Raw genomic sequence first — 18,726 nt, 5'->3', positions numbered from 1 at the left:
CGCTTCTTCCTGGACGACTGCCCTCCCGGGAGGCTTTCATCCCGCCCATGGCGAGGCTCGTCGAGGCGCTCAACCGGTTCTTCGGGCGGGTCGAGATCCTCGCCCTCGGCCTCGAGAACGAGCGCAGCGCCGCCGAGGCCGCGCTCGCGAAGGGCATGCCCCTCGAGGCCCGCGAGCACGCCCGCTCCATCCTCTCCGTGCTGCCCGACTCGGCCGTCGGGCTGGCGCTCTGGGCCGACGCCGCGGAGGACGCGTGGCTCGACCAGGAGGTCGTCGCCTCGCTCACGGATCTCGCGAAGCGCGTCCCGTGGCGCGCCGACGTGTGGCTCCGCCTCGGCCGCGCGGGGCAGCGCATCGGCTGGGACGGCGCGCGCGACGCGCTCGAGCGGGCCACGTCGGCGCCGGAGGAGCGCGACGCGGCGCGCCTCGCGCTGCTCGATCTCTCGGACCTCGACCTCGCCGCGGGCGACCCGGCCCGCGCGCAGCGCTGGCTCGACCGCATCCCGGCGCCGCTCACCACCGTGCCCGACCGCGACGTGGCCCTCCGCCGCGCCGAGTGCGCGCTCGCGTACGGCGATCTCGACGGCGCGCGCGCCGCCGCGGAGATCCTCGGCGAGCCCACCGCGATCGAGGGGCGCGCCGCCCTCGTGCTCGCCCGGCTCGCGCTGGCCGAGGCGAGCGCCGCGGCGGGCTTCTCCGCGGCGGGCTCCTCCGCGGCGGCCCTGCCGCCCGCCGTGGTGGGGCGGGCGCTCGACCTCGGGCTGCGGGCGCTCGTGCTCGACGTCCCCGGCGCGGCGGAGCTCTGCGCCGCCCTGGTCGCCGCCTCCCGCGACGTGCTCGTCGTCGACCGCGTGCGCCGCGTCGTCCGCGCCGCCGGCGCGCTCGACGAGCCGACCTGGGCCGCCGCGTTCGCCTTCGCCGAGGGGCGGCGCGACGACGCGCGGCAGGCGCTCGCGCGCGGGCTCTCCGCGGGCGACCGCGCGGCCGCGGCGGCGCTGCTCCGCATGGCCGTCGAGACCCGCGACCTCGGCGCGCTCGACGCGCTCGCCGCGCGCGGCAAGAACGACCACGACGACGACAAGGCGCCGCGCGGCGCCGCCGCGCCCCCGCTCCCGCCCGACCTCGTCCGGCTGCGCGACGCCGCGGCGATGGCGTCCGCCGGGCAGGGGAGCGGCGCGCTCGACGCGCTCGACGCGGTGACCGGCGAGGGCGCGGCGTGGGCCGACGACATGCGCCGCGCGATCGCGCAGGCGTGGGTGCCCCCCGCGGGCGGCCCGGCCGGGGCCCGCGCCGCCGCCGCGTGGGGCGACGTGCTGCGCGAGCTCGCGCGCACGGCCAAGCTCCTCGACCGGCTCGACCTGCTCGCGGCGATCGAGGCCCTCGCGGTGGAGCGGGAGCGGCCGCTCCGCGCGGCCGTGGTGGGCGAGTTCAACGCGGGCAAGAGCACGTTCCTGAACGCGCTGCTCGGCGAGGACGTGGCGCCGACCGGCGTCCTGCCGACGACCGCGACGCTCCACTGGGTCGCCTGGGCGCCCGATCCGTTCGCGCGCATCGTCGTGCGCGGCGGCCAGGACCGCGTCGTGCCGCACGCGGCGCTGAAGGACACGCTGCGCGCGCTCGCGGCGGCCGGGGACAAGGTCGCGCGGGTGTTCATCTACGCGCCCATCGAGCGGCTCAAGCGCGTCGAGATCCTCGACACGCCCGGCTTCAACGCGCCCGACCCCGATCACATCGCCGAGGCGCGGCGGGCGTTCGACGAGGCCCACGTCGCCGTCTGGCTGCTCGACGCGCCCCAGGCGATGAAGGAGTCGGAGCGGCGGGTGCTCTCCGAGATCAGCGCGCTCGGCGTGCCCGTGCAGATCCTCGCGAACAAGGCCGACCGGCTCAAGCCCGACGCCCTGGAGACGGTGCTCGCGCACGTGCGCGACAGCCTCGCGGCGAGCGCCATCGCGTCGCTCACGCCGCCGATCGCGTTCTCGGCGCGGCTCTCGCTGAAGGGGCGCCTCGGCGACGAGGAGGCGCTCGCGGCGTCGGGGTGGGCCGAGGTCGAGGCGCTCTTCGCCGAGCAGATCGTCGACGCGAGCGACGCGCTCCGCGAGCGCGCGCTCCGCCGCAAGGCGGGCCGCATCGCGGCCGAGCTCGCCCATACGGCGTCGGCGCGCGCGGCCGAGGACCGAGAGGCCGGGCGGAGGGCGCGCGCGGAGGCCGACCGGCTCCGCGCGAGCGCGGCGTACCTGCGCCGCGAGCGGCGCGCGCTCGCGGCGGTGATCGACAAGGCGCTCGAGCCGGCGCGCCGGGAGCTCGCGTCCGACCTGCGCCCGATCGCGGCGCTGCCCGAGGAGCGCAAGCGCGCCGACGCGAGCGTCCGCGCCTACGTGCAGGAGCGGCTCGTGGCGCGGCTGAGCTGGCCGCTCTCCGCCGAGATCGCGAGGGCGGCGCGGGCCGGCGCGGAGCCGGGGGCGCGCGGCGCGAGCGGCGCGCGGGGCGTCGAAGAAGGGGGCGCCGCGCCGTCGCCGCGGGCGGCGGCCCACGTGCGCGCCGTCCTGATGGGCATGGTGGCGGTCCACGACGCCCCCGACGAGCTCGCGGCGCGCCCGATCGAGGGCGTCGTCGAGGCCGCGATCGACGCGTTCGCGATGGCGCTGTCGGCCGAGGCGGAGGCGCCGGTCCCGCCGCCCGCGTCGGCGGCGATCGAGCTGCGCGCGCAGGCGCTCCGGGCCGCCTTCGAGGCGCCCGTCACGCCGCCCTGCGCCTGAGGCGCGACGCGTCGGCGCCCGTCACGCCGCCCAGCGCCCGAGGCGCGAGGCGTCGGCGCCCGTCACGGCGGCCAGCGCCCGAGGCGCGAGGCGTCGGCGCCCGTCACGGCGGCCAGCGCCCGAGGCGCGAGGCGTCAGCGGCTCAGGAAGAAGGCGAGCACCCCGAGCGCCAGCCCGAGCACCAGCGCCAGCGGCACCACGAGCTTGACCATCCACAGGTCCGTGGGGCGCGCGGGCGGGCGGCGGTCGCGCCGGACCGGCGCCGGCGCGATCTCGATGACGTTCTCGGTCGAGGACCGCGAGGGCGGCCGCGGCGGCGCGGCGGCGGCGGTCGCGCCGGCGCCTCGCGGCGCCTCCGGCCTGGGGGACGGCGCGCGGGCGCCCGCGGCGGGGAGGAGCGGCCCGAAGTCCTTGCGATCGTGGATCACGACGTCGCTCGCCGGCGGATCGCTCGTCGGCGCGACGAGCCGCCGCACCGCGGGGAGCGTGCGCGAGAGGTCGTCCGACGTCGGCCCGGCCGGCGCCTCGCGCGGGAGGGGGATGCCGGGGAGCGTCGCGGCGAGCGACAGGATCGCGCTCGACGGCGGCCCGTCCGTCAGCGACGCCTCGCGGAACACGGACTTCGCCAGCACCTCGCCCCGCTGCGCCGGCGGCGGCAGATCGCCCTCGCGCAGCGGCGGCGCGGCCGTCATGGAGCTCCGGAGCGACGGCGGCATCGCCACTTCGAGGGTCGGCGCGTCCTCGGGCGCGCTCGCTCGGGCGGCAGGGAGCAGCGCGTCGGACAGGTGGGGGAGGAGCCGCTCGAGCTCGTCGCGCAGCTCGGCCGCGCTCTGCTGGCGCTGGTTCGGCCACTTCGCGAGCGCGGTGAGGATGATCGCCTCGAGGGCAGGGTGGATCTGCGGCAGGAACTGGCTCGGCGCGGGCGGCGGCTTCCGGAGGTGATCCATCGCCACCTCCCACGCGACGGCCGTGGGCGGGAAGGGGAGCCGGCCCGTGACGAGCAGGAACAGGAGCACCCCGCACGCGTACACGTCGCTGCGCCCGTCGATGACGTCGCCGCGGCACTGCTCCGGGGACATGTACGCGGGCGTGCCGACGACCACGCCGACCGTGGTGACCGAGCCCCAGACGCTGATGGGCGCGCTGTTCGGCCCGTCGTCGCCGCCGCGGGTGTTCCTCTCGACCATCTTCGCGATCCCGAAGTCGAGCACCTTCACGCGCTCGACCGACGGATCCGCGGGATCCCGCATGACCATCACGTTCTCGGGCTTGAGATCGCGGTGCACGATGCCCCGCGCGTGGGCGGCGGCGAGGGCGTCGGTGATGCCGATCAGGAACCGCGCGGCGCGGGCCTCGGAGAAGCGGCGCTCGGCGAGCAGGACCTCGAACAGGTCCTGCCCGGCGACGAGCTCCATCACGATGTACGGCAGGTGCCCTTCCACGCCGGAGTCGAGGATCTGCACCGTGTTCGGGTGGTGGAGGCGCGACGCCGCCTTCGCCTCCCGGTAGAAGCGGGTGACGAACGTCTCGTCGCCGAGCAGCTGCGGGTGCATGATCTTGATGGCGACGTCGCGCGGCTCCGCGTCCTGCTCGCCGCGGTAGACCGCCGCCATCGCGCCCTCGCCGATGAACCCGGTGACGCGGAAGCGCCCTGCGATCGTCTTGCCGATGAGTTGCGGGCCCGCGCTCATGAGCGAGACTTCACCATAAAGTCCACGGAAAGAGCTACCCCGGCCTTCGCGATCTACGGCTTCGCCGGCGCGGGGCGGGGCTCGCCCTTCGCCCCGAGGATCGCCTCCAGGATCGGCCGCGACCCCTGCACGGCGGTGCGCTGCGAGTAGAAATGGAGCCCGCGCAGGCCGCCGAGCTCCTCGCCGCCGCCGGCGCGGCCCGGGCCGCCGTGGATCGTCTGAGGGAGGACGGTGCCCGGGCCGGGCGCCTGATCGGCGATCTTCTCGCTGCCGAGCAGGACGCGGCCATGGTACGGCGCGACGCCGATCAGCACCTCCGCCGCGAAGGCGCGGTCGTCGCTGTAAACGGAGCAAACGAGGCTCCCGCGGCCCCGGCGCAGCAGCGCCACGGCGTGCGCCGCGCCGCCGTCGTACGGGAAGAGCGTGGCGACGGGGCCGAACACCTCGTGCTCGTGCGCGGCGGGCGCGCCGTCGGGGCCGCTCGCGACGAGCAGCGTCGGCGGCACGAAGTACCCCTTGCCCGGGGGCACCCCGATCGCCTCGAAGGGCCCGGCGCCGCCGAGCGCCACCGCGGCGCCCGCCGCGAGGCGCTCGATGCCCGCGCGCACGCCGCGGAGCTGATCGGACGTGGTCAGCGGACCCACCGTGACGCCGTCCTGCGCGGGATCGCCGACGCGCGCGTCGCGGAGGCGGTCGACGAGGTCGTCGCGCACGGCGTCGACGACGGCCGCGGGCGCGAAGATGCGGCGGATCGCCGTGCACTTCTGGCCGGCCTTCTGGGTGATGTCGCGCGCGACGTCGCGCAGGAACATCGCGTACGTCTCGGAGCCGGGGACGGCGTCGGGGCCGAGGACGGCGCCGTTCAGGCTGTCGGCCTCGACGTTCACGCGGACGCCCTCCCGCACGAGGCCCGGCATCAGCCTGAGCGCGGCGCCGGTGGCGCTCGATCCGGTGAAGGCGAGGACGTCCTCGCCGCCGAGGTGCGCGAGGAGATCGCCCGGCGGGCCGGCGACGAAGGAGAGCGCGCCGCGCGGCAGCGGGGCGCGCTCGGTGAAGAGCTTCATCAGCCGGAGCGCGACGAGCGCGGTGCTGGTCGCGGGCTTCGTGATGACGGGCATGCCCGCGAGGAGCGCGCAGGCGGCCTTCTCCGCGAGCCCCCACGCGGGGAAGTTGAAGGCGTTGATGTGCACCGCGACGCCGGGGCGCGGGACGAGGATGTGCTGGCCGAAGAAGCGCGGCGAGCGCCCGAGCTGCACGCCGTCGCCGTCCGTGAGCAGCCGCGCGTCGCCGAGCTGGGCGCCGAGGTCGGCGTAGTAGGCGAGCGTGCCGATCGCGCCGTCGATGTCGAACTTGGCGTCGCCGCGGGTGTTGCCGCCGTTCCGGATGGCGACGTCGATGAGCGCGTCGCGCTCGGCGTGCGCGGCGCGCGACATGGCGCGGAGCAGCTCGCCGCGCTGCGCGAACGTGAGCTCGCGCAGCGCCGGCCCGCCCTCGGCGCGCGCGAACGCCACCGCGGCCGCGAGATCGAGGCCGTCCGTGCTCGTCTCGGCGAGCGGCTCCTCGGTCGCGGGGTTGACGAGCACGTGCGGCGCGCCCTGGCCGGCGCGCCACTGCCCTTCGACGTAGCTCTCGAGCCGCTCCATCGGGCGCGTAGCCTACTCGCGCGGTCGCTCGGCACAACCCTCGCGCGAGGTCGTGGCCGCGCTCGGCGCGCGCCGCGCCGCGGCCGCGCTCGGCGGGCGCACGTCCTGCGCGCACCTCATCTGCACGAGGCGGACGCGAGCAGCGCGGTGATCTTCGCCTTCACCACCTCGAACTCCCGCACCGCGAGATCGAGCTCGGCCTCGCGCTGCCTGCGGCCGGACTCGACGAGATCGAAGCTCGTCGCGGTGCCGGCCTCGAACGCGACCTGCGTGAGGCGCGCGGTCTCGCGCGCGAGGTCGCGCGACTGCTCGGCGACCGCGCGCGACTGCTCGGCGACGGCGACGCCCCGGACCGCCTGGGTCGTCTCGAGCCCCGCGGTGCGCTCCACCGCCCCGAGGCGAACCCGCTGCTGCTCGACAGCGGCCCTGCTGATCTGGAGATCGCCGTAGCGCGCCCCGCCGTCCCAGATGGGGACGGTGAGCACGGCGCCGATGGACCACCCCCAGGACCGCGCCCTCCGGGTGGACTCGTCCCCGATCGCGGTGCGGGCGCTCAGCGTGCTCGACAGATCGACGTACGGGGCGAACGCGAGCTTCGCGTCGGTGAGGTTGCGCTCCGCGATCTCCAGCTCGGCCCGGGCGGCGCGGACGTCCGCGCGCTGATCCGAGCGCGCCTCGGCGCACTCCGATTGCACCTCCGCCGCGATCGCGTTCAGCGAGAAGCCCTGCGGGACGCCGACCTCGCCGCGCTCGCCCAGCACGGCCCCGAGCGTCTCCCGCGCCTTGCGCAGCGCCTCGTCGCCGGACACGAGCGTCGCGCGGGCGAGGGCGACGTCCTGCTCCGCGCGGACGACGTCGAGCTTCGTGCCGGTGCCGAGGCGCTCGCGCCGCCGGGTCAGCTCGAGCCGCTCGAGCGCGCTGCGCAGCCCGACCCGGTTGATCTCGCTGACCCGCTCGGCCGTGACGATCGAGACGACGGCGTCCGCCACCGCGCCGACGGTGACGCGGCGGCGATCCTCCAGGCTCAGCTTGGCGACGTCCACCGAGCGCCTGGCGGTGCCGATCCCGTACCAGGCGCGCGGGGCGAGGATGGGCTGGCGGAGCGTGAGCGACGCCGACGCGGTCGTCGGCGCATCCTCTATCGCCCCCGCGCCCGGCTCCCCTGGCGCGGGGAGCGAGGGGCTCACGCTGCTGCCGCCCGCCAGCTCGTGCGTCACGTCGCCGCGCGCGTCGAGGCTCGGGAGCGCCGCGGCGAGCGCCCGCCGCGCGACCCCCTCGGCGCGGGCGACCTCCTGCACGGCGATGGCGAAGTCGACCGACCGCTGTTCGATCATCGCGCGCGCGTCGTTCCAGCTCGCCAGCGTGCGCGCCGGCGGGGGGACCGGCGCGAGCGCCGGGTCGTTCACCTCGATGCGCTGCGGCATCGCCGCTGGCGCGGCGGCCGCCGTCGTCGGGGCCGTCGCGGGCGCCTGCTGGCCCGGCCGCTGCTGAGCTTGCTGGGCCGGTCGGCCCTGGGGAGGCGCCGGCTGCGCGAGGGCGACGCCTTGGCACAGGGCGAGGACGGCGAGGTGGCTGACAGCGACCATGCGGAGCCGGCGATGGGGCATGCGCGTCTCGATGCGCCGGACAGGGCGCGACGACAAGCCCGAAGCGGGCAGGGGCGCGCTCCCGCCCTGTGCGCGTGTGCGAAACCGTGCGCGCGGCGAGCCCGCGCCGTGCGTCAGGTCGTGGCGACGAACCGAGGATGCGCCACTATTCTGGACCACCGATGCCAAGCCGGTTGCCCCCGATCGACATCTGCCTCGGCTGCGGGACGCGGCGGCGATGTGGCCCCGCGGACCCTTGCGCTCGCTGCGGCGAGCCGCCTCACCGCGCCGTATGGCGGCGGTCCGAGCCGCGCGGCGCGTCGCCGAAGATCGAGCTGTTCCTGAGCGCGATCACGAGCGGGTTGCTGCTCGCGTACACGGCGCTCTACGGGCTGCTCCTCTCGGGCCTGGCCGGGGCCGCGGACGACTCCCTCGCGGCCGCCGCGCTGTTCGCGGCGAGCGTCCTGCTCGGCGCGAGGCTCGCGCGGTGGATCGTGCGGTCGCTGTTCGATCTCTGGGGCACGACGTGGGCTTACTGCTCGGCCGACGGCGCCCGCCGGGGGACCGTGCGCGCGCTCCTCGGGTGGTACGGCGCCGGCGAGGGCGTGAGCCTGACGGGGTTCCACCCGACGAGCCCGGGCTCGACGCTCTTCTGTTCCTCGGACGCGATCGAGGCGGGGCTCCCCGTCGTCGCCGCGAACCTCTCGCGCATCGCGGGGGCGAAGGGCGGCGACGCGTTCTCGCCGTTCGAGGTGCTGATGCTCAGCGCCTTCACGGGCCTCGTCGCGCGCGGCGAGGCGACCATCAGCAGGGCCACGGCGGTGCGCTGGCGGAAGGGCTGGCTCGGCGCGGCGCGGCGCGGCGCGGCGAAGCCGGTGTTCACGATCGAGCGCTCCGGCGATCGCGAGGAGGGCAGCGCGATCGAGCGCGAGATCCTCTCGGCGCTGCAGGCGAAGGCGGACGGCCTCGCGCTCCTCGCGGAGCCCTCGCCGCCGGGGGGCTACCGCGACGCCGCGTGGCGGCCGCCGCCCGCGCGGCTCTGCATCGAGGAGGTGCTGTGCCCCCGCGCGCTCGCGCTGGCGGCGAGGGCGCTCAGGAAGGAGCCCCGCGGCGGCGCGCCGGTCGCGGTCGCCGCGGCGCTCGACGAGTTCGGCAAGCGCGACCCCGCCCGGATGAGCCACCTCCGCGTGCTGCTCGCGGAGCAGCACCGCCGCGCGCTGTCAGCGTGAGCGGCGCCGCGGCGCTCAGTGCCAGACGCCGATGCCGGCGCTCACGCTGTCATAGCGGGGCGCGAAATCCATCGACGCCTGCAGCGTCAAGGCGGTGTCCGGGATCAGGCCCCAGAAGGTCGTCGAGAGCACGCGGACGTCCGCGCCGAACGTGAAGTGCTGCCGGCCGACGCGCCCGCTCCCCAGGCGGCCGAAGCGGTTCGGCTCGTAGTAGCTGCCGAACCGCGTGTGCACGCGGCCCGGGATCGGCTCGGTCTCGATCCCGAACCGCGGCGAGAAGCTCACGTGCGCGCCCGAGGTGCCCACCGCCGACGGGCCGTGCTCGCTCCCGGGCTGCTTCTGCGCCAGGAAGCGCTCCAGGCTCACCCCGTTCGACACCGGGCCCGTGACGAGGAGCTCCGCCGTGATGAGCAGGTGCTCGCGCGGCCAGTTCCAGTAGCGCGCGCGCCGCTCCGCCTCGAGGACGGCCGGCCCCGCGGCGAGCTCGCGCTCGTCGGCGGCGCGCTCGCGCGCCCTCTCCGCCGCGAAGACGCGCTCGCGCCGCGCGCGCTCCTCCGGGTCGTCGATGGCGCGGAGCTCGCGCTCCCTCCGCTCTTCCCGCGCGGCCTGCCTGCGCGCGACCGCCTCGCGGAGCTCCCGCTCCTGGACGCGCGGGTCGATCCACGCCGGGTTGAGCGGGCGCGGTCCGACCTGCACGGCGAGGCCGATCTCGAGCTCCCAGGGGAGGACGACCTCGTTCGGCAGGATCAGCCCGCCGGCGCGGCGGACCTGCCCGTCCATCACCACGCCCTCGCCGAGCAAGCGGCCGCCGTTCACCGGGAAGCGGAACGTGGCGCCGAGCCGGTAGGACGCCCAGTCGGGGCGCACGAGCACCCCGAGCTCCGGGGAGATGCCCGCCATGGTCAGGTCGGTCTGCTCGGCCTGGAGGTTGAGCGTCACCGCGCGCGCGCCGGCGCCCAGCACGAGCGCGTCGCCGAGCAGGCGGACCCCGCCGAGGAAATGGTACTTGCCGATCACGACCGTGGTCTCGGCGCCGGCCTCGTCCGTCAGGGAGTACCGCTGCAGCTCGGCGTTGACCCCGACGCCGAAGTCGCCCGCCTGGAGCTGGCCGCCGAGGGTCAGGTACACGAAATTCGAGTAATCGAGATCGATGTCGCCGCTGTTGTCGAAATCGTTGTTCTCGAAGAGCTCGATGGGCAGCGAGATCGACGCGGCCACGTCCCACTCGAACCAGCGCATGCTGAACGGCTCGCGGAGCGCGGGCGCCGCGGCGTTGGCGACCATGCCGGCGATCCCCTCGGCGTAGCCGGCGTAGGCGCCGGCGATCCCGGTCACGCGCAGCGGCGCCAGGATGGGCCCCTGGAAGAGGTCGATGGTGTAGGCGTTGTCCTGGAGCGGCTGAGCCAGCGCGGCCCCGGGCGGGCCCAGGACGAGGGCCAGCGCGGAGAGCGCCGCAGCGGATCGGCGAGCGATGATGCGGAGCGCCGCGGTCCTGTCGGTCACCTCGCGCTGCTCCCGTCCAACAGCATCTCGTCGCGCCCGCCGCGAGGTGATAGCACTGGCCCGCGCGGAAGGGACCGTGGAAGCGGGGCCCGACCGTCGGCGGCCGCGCACCCCTGCCCGCCCTAGGAATCGCAGCTCCCATGCCCGCTCAAGCTCCCGCGCCCATCGCTCCCGCCCCGGCCGTGCCGGGGACCGGGGCGGGAGCGCCCCCTCCTGGAGCGCGGCGCCGCCCTGGCGGGCCTCGCGCCCGTGGCCGGCGCATCGCGCTGGTCGCGTACTACAGCTTCGCCGCGCTCATCATCACCTCGTGCACCCTCCAGCTGATCCGGCAGGTCTTCTTTCTGCCGGCCGCGCCGTCGCCCTACGCGAGCTGCGAGGAGGGCCTCCTGGCGCTCGTCCGGGCCGTCGAGCGCGCCAGGGAGGCCGCCCCCGGGACCGACGGGGAGGACGCCGCCCTCGCCCGCTTCAGGAGCACGCTCGCTCCGGCGTGGACCTACCGGGACGGAGTGGCCGCCTCGTGCCGGGGCTCGGCGGACAACGAGCGCGCTCTCGACGCCATCGAGCGGCTCCGCTATGCGGAGGAGCACGCAGCGCGGCGCGAGGCAGGCGATCTGGCTCCGCTGCGGCGGCGGGTCCGGGCGATCGTCGATGGCCAGCTTGGGCCCGCGTCCCCGAGATAATACCCCGACGCGGCGATCACGCAGGACGATATGACCGACATGACCGTTCCTTCTCCCCCTGCCGCAGTGGCGGGTGAAGCGCCGACCGGCGACAAGCCCCAGCCGCCGCCTACCTTCGATGTGCTCCCCCTGTCGTCCGAGCTGCGCGAGACCCTCGCGGAGATTGGCTACGTCCACCCGACGCCGGTGCAGCTCGCCGTCTGGGAGCCGGTGACGCGCGGGCGCGACGCGGTCGTGCAGGCGCGCACCGGCACCGGCAAGACGGCGGCCTTCGGGCTCCCGATCGTCGATCATGCCGTGAAGCGCTCGCTCGCGCAGGCGCAGGTGCTCGCGCTGTGCCCGACGCGGGAGCTCGCGCTCCAGGTCTCGGCGGAGGTCGAGCGCCTCGGCAAGCGCAAGGGCATCAAGGTGGTCGCCGTCTACGGCGGCGCGCCGATGCAGCGGCAGATCGACGCGCTCGCCGCGGGCGCGCAGGTCATCGTCGGCACGCCGGGCCGCGTGCTCGACCACCTGCGCCGCGGGACCATCGTCGCCAAGCACATCCGGCTGCTCGTGCTCGACGAGTGCGACGAGATGCTCTCGATGGGCTTCGAGCGCGAGCTCACCGCGATCCTCGCCGAGCTGCCGCCGGAGCGCCAGACGCTCTTGTTCTCGGCGACGCTCCCGCCCGACATCGAGCGCATCGCGCGCAGCAAGCTGCGCTCGCCCGAGTTCATCACCCTCTCGGGCGACGCCGTCGGCGCGCTCCAGATCCAGCACTACGTCTACCTGATCACGGGCGACAAGCTGACGTCCCTCGTCCGCATCATCGAGGTCGAGAACCCCGAGAACGCGGTCGTCTTCTGCAACACGAAGGACGAGACCGAGGCGGTCGCCGGGGCGCTGAAGCGCCAGGGCTACGACGCCGACTGGCTGAACGGCGATCTGCCGCAGTCCGATCGCGAGAAGGTGATGAGCGCGACGCGCGAGGGGCGCCTGCGCTTCCTCGTCGCCACCGACGTGGCCGCGCGCGGCATCGACATCTCGCACCTCACGCACGTCATCAACTACGATTTCCCGCAGGACGCCGAGGCGTACGTGCACCGCACCGGCCGCACCGGCCGCGCGGGCCGCACCGGCACGGCGATCGCGCTGATCACGCCGCAGGACGTCGGGCCGCTCTACATCCTCCGGCTGACGTACAAGATCCGCCCGCTCGAGAAGCAGCTCCCCACGGAGGGGGAGCTCAAGACGCGCGCCGAGGCCGATCTCGTCGCGATGCTCGCCGAGGCGTTCCTGTCGAAGGGCACGCACCGCGACGATCTCTCGCTCGCGCGCCGGCTGCTCACGCACGACCAGGCCGAGGCGATCGTGGCGGGCCTGCTGCGCGATCACCTCGGCGCGCGGCCGACGGCGCAGGAGGAGGCGAGCGCCGCGCGGCGCGCCCAGCAGCCGCAGCGCGCGGCGGCGCGCGAGAGCGAGGGGCGGGGCACCGATCCGTCGACGAAGCCCGAGCCCGCGGCGCGCGGGCGGGCGGCGCGGGAGGCGATCCCCCGCGCGGCCGACTCGGCCGAGCCGCGCTCGCCCGAGACGGAGCGCAGCGAGCGCGAGCGCGAACGCGAGCTGGCCCGCGAGGGCGATCGGGACCGCGGGCGGGAGCGCGATCGGCGATCGCTGCGCCTCCGCCGGGACGAGGGGCGGCGAGGCCCTCGCGGCGCGGACGCGCCCGGGGGGGAAGAGCCGCGCCGGCCCGAGGGGGCGCGGGCGCGCGATGACGGCCCCGTCTCGGTCGAGCCGCTCACGCGGCCGGAGCCGCTGATGCGGATCGAGCCGCCGCGAGCCGAGGGCGGGCCGGGCCGCGGCCCGGCGGAGCGCCTGCGCGATCGGCCCGCCGCGACGCTGCTGTCGGCGCGCCGCGGCGCTGGCGCCGCTGGCGCTGCTGGCGCCGCGCCGGGCAGGCCTCAGGGCGGCGCGTCGGGACAGCCGTTCTCGCGCCACGCCGACTTCACCATGTGGCAGCCGCCCGAGGAGGAGGGCGACGACGAGCCGATCCTCGGCGAGCCTCCGTCTCCGGCGCCCGGCTCGCCGGTGTCGCGCGGCGGCGAGCGCGAGCGCGCGAGCGGCGCCCTGCCGTCGGCCACCGGCGAGGCCGCGGTCGAGATCGAGAGCGGCGAGGCCGGCGAAGCGCCGCGCGCCGAGCCCTCGCGCGACGAGGCGGACGGAGAGTTCGTCGAGGTCTTCATCAACCTCGGCCGCCGCGACGGCGCGCGCGCGGCGGATTTTCAGCGCGCGCTCATCGAGCGGGGCGGGATGGCCAAGGGGGACATCCGGCGCATCCGGGTGCGCGAGCGCAACGCGTTCGTCAGCGTCCCGAAGGCCGAGCTCGCGCGGGTCGTGGCGACGCTGAACGGCGCGACGATCGCGGGCAAGGAGGCGCGCGCGGAGCAGGCTCGGGAGCGCACGTCAAGCGCCGAAGAGGTGGCGGAGGACGCCTGAGCGCGGGTCGCGCGGATCGACGCAAGAGCGTCTGTCCGCTGCCACATGGCGGCGGAGCGGGCTCCACGCGGGCGTTTCAAGCGGTTCCGCGCGGCGCACGACACCGCCTGGCGGCGCAGGTCGATGGTACGTCGGTGGGGGCTTGCGTGCGACGTCGTCCAGGCGTCGCCGCTCGGCGCGCAACGCGCTAGCCAAGCTCGCCCACTGGTCGTATCACGGAAGGGATGGGGCGCAGTGGAGCGGAGGACATCGACCGGCTTCGACGGGACATCGATCGAGCGCTTGCTGACAAGCTCGATGCGGACAGGGTGCTCCCGCTGCTCGCGCGCCTGGCCCGCGCGACGGCGCCCGGGAGCGAGCCGTGGCTCTACGCGCACCGCCACCTCGCGGAGATGGGCGTGGAGCACGATCCGTGGCGCGCCGCGCTCTTCGCGCGCCGCGTGCTTCAGTTCCACGAAGAGGACGACGGCGCCTGGGCGGTGCTGGGCCTGGCGCAGTCGCTGCTCGGCAACTACCGCTACGCCGCGCGCGCCTACGAGCGCGCGCTGGCCATCGCGCCCGAGAACCCCTGGTACGCGCACAACCTGGGGCACCTCTACGACGTCGCGCTGAACCGCCCGCAGGACGCCTTGCCGCTCCTGGCGCAGGCCACCGAGGCGCAGACAGGCGAGGCCGACATCGCCGCGAGCTACGCGCACGCGCTCGCCCGATGCGGCAAGCTGGTGCTCGCCAAGAAGATCTTGAAGCGCGCCATCCGTCACGGGGCGACCGCGGACCAGATGGCGCTGTGGCGCTGGCTCGACGCGGGCGCCCCGACCACGGGCGAGAGCGGCCCGGACCCTCAGCGCCCGGCCGACTCGAAGCGCAAGGCCAAGCGACGGCGCGCTCGCGAGCGTCAGAGCCTCGGCGATTGAGGTGGAGCGACCCGCGCGCGGCTGTGATCACGCAATCCGCGCAGGTGACCGGCGCGCGTCGTTATGGGCGGAACCTCACGTGAGCTTGGACCCTCTCCATCCGCACATCCGAGGAGCGGAAGCAGGAGGTGCGTGCCGACCGAGCTTGGCTGCGCTGCGGCGCGGCATAAGCTGCTTCTGGCGTGCTCGATCGTGACGCGGGGCACGGGCGCGTTTGTGCGGGCACGGGCTACCTCGGCTGGGCGACGGTGGATGCCGTCGCCACAAGCGACACGCATGGCTGACGCGAAGCTTGACGGTGGGTTACCCGGTTGGCGATAAGCTGTGTTTCTCGACTGGTGCTGGACACGGTCCCCGCCTGGGACAGGGCACCCTGCGAGGAGAAGAAATGAGCGTCACGAGCGTGCAAAGGACGGACAGGACGGCGAAGAGCCACGCGCTCTCCGCGGCCGTCTCGTTTCGCCCGCGCGGCTCATCCTCCCGGCGCGCGCATCTGGAGCAGTCCTGCAAGGGGATTCGCCGCGCCGCGCACCGGAGGGACGCGCTGCCTGGCGCCACCCACGGCGCGCGCGGGCTTACGACGGGGAGTTCGCGATGAGCGAAGAAGCTCTGCGGCAAGAGATTGCGAGGCTCACGGAGCGCGTCGCGACGCTCGAGCAGCAGATCGAGGGGCACGAGCGCGCGGCGAAGGAGCAGGCCGCGCAGCTCGACCGGGCGACGCGCGACGCGCGCGAGCGCGGCGAGCAGCTGGCCCGAGCGGACGAGGAGCTGCGGCGACAGGCTGGCATCTTCAAGCTCGTGCTCGACAGCATGGCGGACGGCGTCGCCGTGGTTGACGACAGGGGCGAGCTCCTGATGCGCAACCCGGCCGCGGAGCACATGCTCGGCCGCGCGCCGCTCGACCTCACCTCGGGGGACGACGTGGGGCCCGGCGACGCCACGCTGTTCTTCCCCGATCGCGCGACCCCCTGGCCGATGTCCGAGCACCCGCTGTCGCGCGCGCTGCGCGGCGAGACGGTCGATCAGGTCGAGCTCTTCGCGAGGAAGTCCGCCGACCAGGACGCGCGGGTCGCCCGCCGATCCAACGGCATGACGGGCGGCGCGATGCCGACGCTCGCGCCCACCGCGGGGCCGCAGGGGGACGACGTCGAGCCGCGGTCGGTCCGCGTGCCGCCGGTGTTCTCCGAGCCGCGCATCGAGACCGGCCCGGTGTCCGGCCTGTTCCTGACGGTCAGCGCCAGCCCGATGCGGGGCAAGGACGGGGCGATCTCCGGCGCCGTCGCCGTGTTCCGCGACGCGACCGAGAAGAAGCGCCTCATCGAGGATCTCGAGGCGAAGAACCGCGACCTCGTGGAGAGCGAGAGCGCCAAGAGCGAGCTCGTCGAGCGGCTCCGTTACGCGATCGACGAGATCTCGACGCCCATCCTCGAGCTGTGGGACGACGTCCTCGCGCTGCCGATCATCGGCGTCGTCGACTCGCGCAGGAGCGCCCAGATCATGGAGCGGCTGCTCGACGAGATCGTCCACCGCCAGTCGCGCTACGTCATCATCGACGTGACGGGCGTCGAGGTGATCGACACGCGGACGGCCGACCATTTCATGAAGCTGATGAAGGCGGTCGAGCTGCTCGGCGCGCGGTGTCGGATCACCGGGGTCAGGCCCGCCGTCGCGCAGACGATGGTGGAGCTCGGCATCAACCTCGGCACCGTGCGCGCCGCGCGCAACCTCAAGCACGCGCTGCGCGAGAGCATGGCGCTCGCCGGCCAGAAGCCGACGCCCGCGTCCCTCATGGGGACCCGCCGCGGCGCGGCCAAAGACAACGAGAAGCAGACAGGACAGCCGTACACACCTGGCGGCCCGCGGGCCGCCTTCGATCCGTCGGGCAGCGGTGCAATGACCACGACACAGCTGCAGCTCAGCGCGAGGAAGGAGACGTCCACTTGATGCAAGCGGGTAGGGTCCCCATCGTGGGCCTCTTCGGGAACTTAATCGTCTCGGTGCAGGGCGGGCTCACCGACGGCCAGGTGGAGCAGCTGCGCGACGACGTGACCGGGTCGATCGAAGCGCGATCTCCCCGCGGCCTCATCGTCGACCTCTCCGGTGTCGAGATTCTCGATAGCTATCTCACCCGCGCCATCCGTGACATCGCGCTCACGGCCCGGCTGATGGGCGTCCGGACGGCGGTGTGCGGCTTGCGCCCCGCGGTCGCGATCGCGCTCGTGGAGATGGATCTCGAGATCCCTGGCGTGGTGACGGCGCTCAACCTGGAGCGCGCCGTCGAGATGCTCGCGCCGTCCGCGGAGGACGACATGATGCCGCCGGAGCTCACGAACGAGGTGTCGCATGAAGATCCCTCCTCGTGACGGACCGCCCTCCAGCGGCGGCGCCACGGGGCCGCCGTCGAGCCGGTCCAGCGGACCGGTGTCGACGCGCTTGCCGGGTACGCCGCAGTCGGGGCGCGGCCCCGTGCCGTCGTCTCCGCAGATCGTCGGCCGCTCGATCACCGATCAGATCGAGACGGTGCTGGCGCAGTTCCTCTCGCCCGCGGTGAGGAAGAGCGTCATCGACTGCGGGATCCGGCAGGCGAAGGTCGATCCGCTGGTCGCGCGCGAGGGTGATCTCCGGCGCCTCCTCGTCGAGGTCAAGCGCGGGGTGAAGCTGTTCGTCCGCGACCAGGCGCAGCTCGATCGGTGCATCTCCGAGCTCGGTGAGCTCGATCACGCGGCCCCCGCGCCGCGCGAGATCACCATTGATGTGCGCAACGAGGAGGACGTGCTGCGCGCGCGGTCAGCCGGCCGCGAGCTCTGCATCGAGCACCTCGTCAGCGACGTCCTGCAGACGAAGATCGTCACGGCGATCTCCGAGCTCGGGCGCAACATCGTCAGGTATGCGGGCAGCGGGCAGGTCGTCGTCCGCTCGCTCACCTCGCCGATGCGCGCGATCGAGATCGTCGCGCAGGACAACGGGCCTGGGATCACGAACCTGCCGGAGATCCTGAGCGGCAAGTACCGCTCGCGTCACGGCATGGGCGCGGGCCTCCGCGGCACGAAGGCGCTCATGGATGCGTTCGACGTCAAGACGGCGCCCGGCGCGGGGACGACCGTGACGGTCAGGAAGTACCTCGGATGACGGTCGCCATCGGGACCGCGTGCTGCGTCGCCGCCGGCGAGGAGATCGCCGGCGACGAGGTGGTGGTGGTCCGACAGTCCCCGTGGGTGCTGATCGGCCTCGCCGACGGGCTCGGCCACGGTCCCCACGCCGCGCAGGCGGCTTCCGCGTTCTGCCGCTACGTGGAGGACCACGCGTCGATGCCGATCGAGGATCTCTTGACCGGGGCAGGGGAGCAGCTCGCGTCGACGCGCGGCGCCGCGGCTGCGCTCCTGCGCATCGACGAGAGCGTGGGCGAGCTCGAGTTCTCGGGCGTCGGCAACATCGCGATGAAGGCGATCACGCGGACGGCCATGCCGAGCTTCTGCTCGGCGGGGATCCTCGGGCGGCGCGTGCGGCGGCTCCGCAGCTTTCGCTTCCCCATATCGCCTGGCGATGTCGTGCTGCTCCACTCCGACGGGATCTCCAGCGGCTTCGATCTCGGCGCGTTCCGCGACTTCGACCCCGAGGAGATGGCGCGCCGGATCGTCGACGCCCACAAGAAGTCGTTCGATGACGCCACGTGCGTCGTCGCCGTGGTCCGCGACAGGGGCGCGGCGTGACGCAGCGGTCCCCGCCTGCGTTCAGCATCCCCGTCACGCGCGAGGAGGATCGCTTCGCCTGCGCGGCCGAGGGCGCGCACATCGCGCGCTGGGCAGGGCTCTCGGAGCGCGCCCAGCACGAGCTCGCGATCGCGATCGCCGAGCTCGTGTCGAACGCGGTGCGCCACGGCGGCGGCGGGAGCATCAGCATCCGCGCGATCCGCGACGACACGCAGACGGGCGGCGGTCGGTGGGGCGTCGAGGTGATCGTGCGCGACTCCGGCCCAGGCCTGGACCCGAAGCTGGCGCTGCTCGAGGACGTCGGGCCGAAGAGCGATCGCGGCCCGTCCTCGTCGAGCTCCGCGCGGCTGACGCCGAGGATGCCCGGTCAGGGGCTCGGCGTCGGGCTCGGAGCGGTGCATCGGCTGATGAGCTCCGTCATCATCCGTTCGTCACCCGGCATCAGCACCGAGATCATCGCCGTCAAGTGGAAGTGAGCGCCGGCCCGCGCGCGCGCGGCGCGGCGGTCGTGGCGAGGAGCGCCTCGCCCGAGAGGAGCG

Annotated in this window: 14 protein-coding genes; 10 read left to right on the top strand and 4 right to left on the bottom strand. The window is 74.9% G+C overall.

Annotated elements, in window-relative coordinates; genetic code table 11:
• Positions 1 to 47: 47 nt before the first annotated feature.
• Positions 48 to 2,756, top strand: coding sequence for a dynamin family protein (locus WMF44_RS19780; protein ID WP_437300674.1), 2,709 nt, complete (start codon positions 48 to 50; stop codon positions 2,754 to 2,756).
• Positions 2,757 to 2,890: 134 nt separating this feature from the next.
• Here WMF44_RS19780 and WMF44_RS19775 read toward each other — a convergent pair whose 3' ends face one another.
• The 3 genes from WMF44_RS19775 to WMF44_RS19765 form a co-directional block, all read right to left on the bottom strand.
• A complete protein-coding gene (locus WMF44_RS19775; RefSeq protein ID WP_437300673.1) occupies positions 2,891 to 4,447 on the bottom strand; it encodes a protein kinase domain-containing protein in 1,557 nt (518 codons plus the stop codon).
• Positions 4,448 to 4,500: 53 nt separating this feature from the next.
• On the bottom strand, positions 4,501 to 6,090 hold the full coding sequence (locus WMF44_RS19770; protein ID WP_437300672.1) for a 3,4-dehydroadipyl-CoA semialdehyde dehydrogenase: 1,590 nt from the start codon (positions 6,088 to 6,090) through the stop codon (positions 4,501 to 4,503).
• A gap of 116 nt (positions 6,091 to 6,206) precedes the next feature.
• Positions 6,207 to 7,697 (bottom strand): TolC family protein, encoded by a 1,491-nt coding sequence (locus tag WMF44_RS19765; RefSeq protein ID WP_437300671.1) that lies wholly within the window; start codon positions 7,695 to 7,697, stop codon positions 6,207 to 6,209.
• Between the two features lie 161 nt (positions 7,698 to 7,858).
• Here WMF44_RS19765 and WMF44_RS19760 point away from each other — a divergent pair, with 161 nt between their 5' ends.
• Positions 7,859 to 8,905 (top strand): hypothetical protein, encoded by a 1,047-nt coding sequence (locus WMF44_RS19760; RefSeq protein ID WP_437300670.1) that lies wholly within the window; start codon positions 7,859 to 7,861, stop codon positions 8,903 to 8,905.
• 15 nt (positions 8,906 to 8,920) lie between these two features.
• Here the strand turns inward: WMF44_RS19760 and WMF44_RS19755 are convergent, their stop codons facing one another.
• Positions 8,921 to 10,408: a hypothetical protein gene (locus WMF44_RS19755; RefSeq protein ID WP_437300669.1), complete on the bottom strand. Its 1,488-nt coding sequence runs from the start codon at positions 10,406 to 10,408 to the stop codon at positions 8,921 to 8,923.
• A gap of 140 nt (positions 10,409 to 10,548) precedes the next feature.
• Here WMF44_RS19755 and WMF44_RS19750 point away from each other — a divergent pair, with 140 nt between their 5' ends.
• From WMF44_RS19750 to WMF44_RS19715, 8 genes are all read left to right on the top strand, one after another.
• The gene (locus WMF44_RS19750; RefSeq protein ID WP_437300668.1) at positions 10,549 to 11,088 is read left to right on the top strand and encodes a hypothetical protein; all 540 of its coding nucleotides are present in this window, start codon (positions 10,549 to 10,551) and stop codon (positions 11,086 to 11,088) included.
• 39 nt (positions 11,089 to 11,127) lie between these two features.
• Positions 11,128 to 13,563, top strand: coding sequence for a DEAD/DEAH box helicase (locus WMF44_RS19745; RefSeq protein WP_437300667.1), 2,436 nt, complete (start codon positions 11,128 to 11,130; stop codon positions 13,561 to 13,563).
• 224 nt (positions 13,564 to 13,787) lie between these two features.
• Positions 13,788 to 14,477 carry a hypothetical protein gene (locus WMF44_RS19740; RefSeq protein ID WP_437300666.1) on the top strand — a complete coding sequence of 230 codons (690 nt, stop codon included), beginning with the start codon at positions 13,788 to 13,790 and terminating at the stop codon, positions 14,475 to 14,477.
• A gap of 594 nt (positions 14,478 to 15,071) precedes the next feature.
• Positions 15,072 to 16,421: an STAS domain-containing protein gene (locus WMF44_RS19735; RefSeq protein ID WP_437300665.1), complete on the top strand. Its 1,350-nt coding sequence runs from the start codon at positions 15,072 to 15,074 to the stop codon at positions 16,419 to 16,421.
• A gap of 23 nt (positions 16,422 to 16,444) precedes the next feature.
• A complete protein-coding gene (locus WMF44_RS19730) occupies positions 16,445 to 16,840 on the top strand; it encodes an STAS domain-containing protein (protein ID WP_157906757.1) in 396 nt (131 codons plus the stop codon).
• Entirely contained in the window at positions 16,821 to 17,606 is a 786-nt protein-coding gene (locus WMF44_RS19725; protein WP_437300664.1) for an anti-sigma regulatory factor, read from the top strand. The genes WMF44_RS19730 and WMF44_RS19725 overlap by 20 nt, the downstream gene beginning before the upstream one ends.
• Positions 17,603 to 18,187 (top strand): SpoIIE family protein phosphatase, encoded by a 585-nt coding sequence (locus WMF44_RS19720; protein WP_437300663.1) that lies wholly within the window; start codon positions 17,603 to 17,605, stop codon positions 18,185 to 18,187. The genes WMF44_RS19725 and WMF44_RS19720 overlap by 4 nt, the downstream gene beginning before the upstream one ends.
• The gene (locus WMF44_RS19715; protein ID WP_437300662.1) at positions 18,184 to 18,663 is read left to right on the top strand and encodes an ATP-binding protein; all 480 of its coding nucleotides are present in this window, start codon (positions 18,184 to 18,186) and stop codon (positions 18,661 to 18,663) included. Before WMF44_RS19720 ends, WMF44_RS19715 begins: the two co-directional genes overlap by 4 nt.
• Positions 18,664 to 18,726 lie beyond the last annotated feature (63 nt).

This window comes from Sorangium sp. So ce426, assembly GCF_051475585.1.
Classification (GTDB): domain Bacteria; phylum Myxococcota_A; class Polyangia; order Polyangiales; family Polyangiaceae; genus Sorangium; species Sorangium cellulosum_B.
Note: the sequence above shows the minus strand (reverse complement) of the source record. Positions and strands in the feature narration are given on the sequence as shown.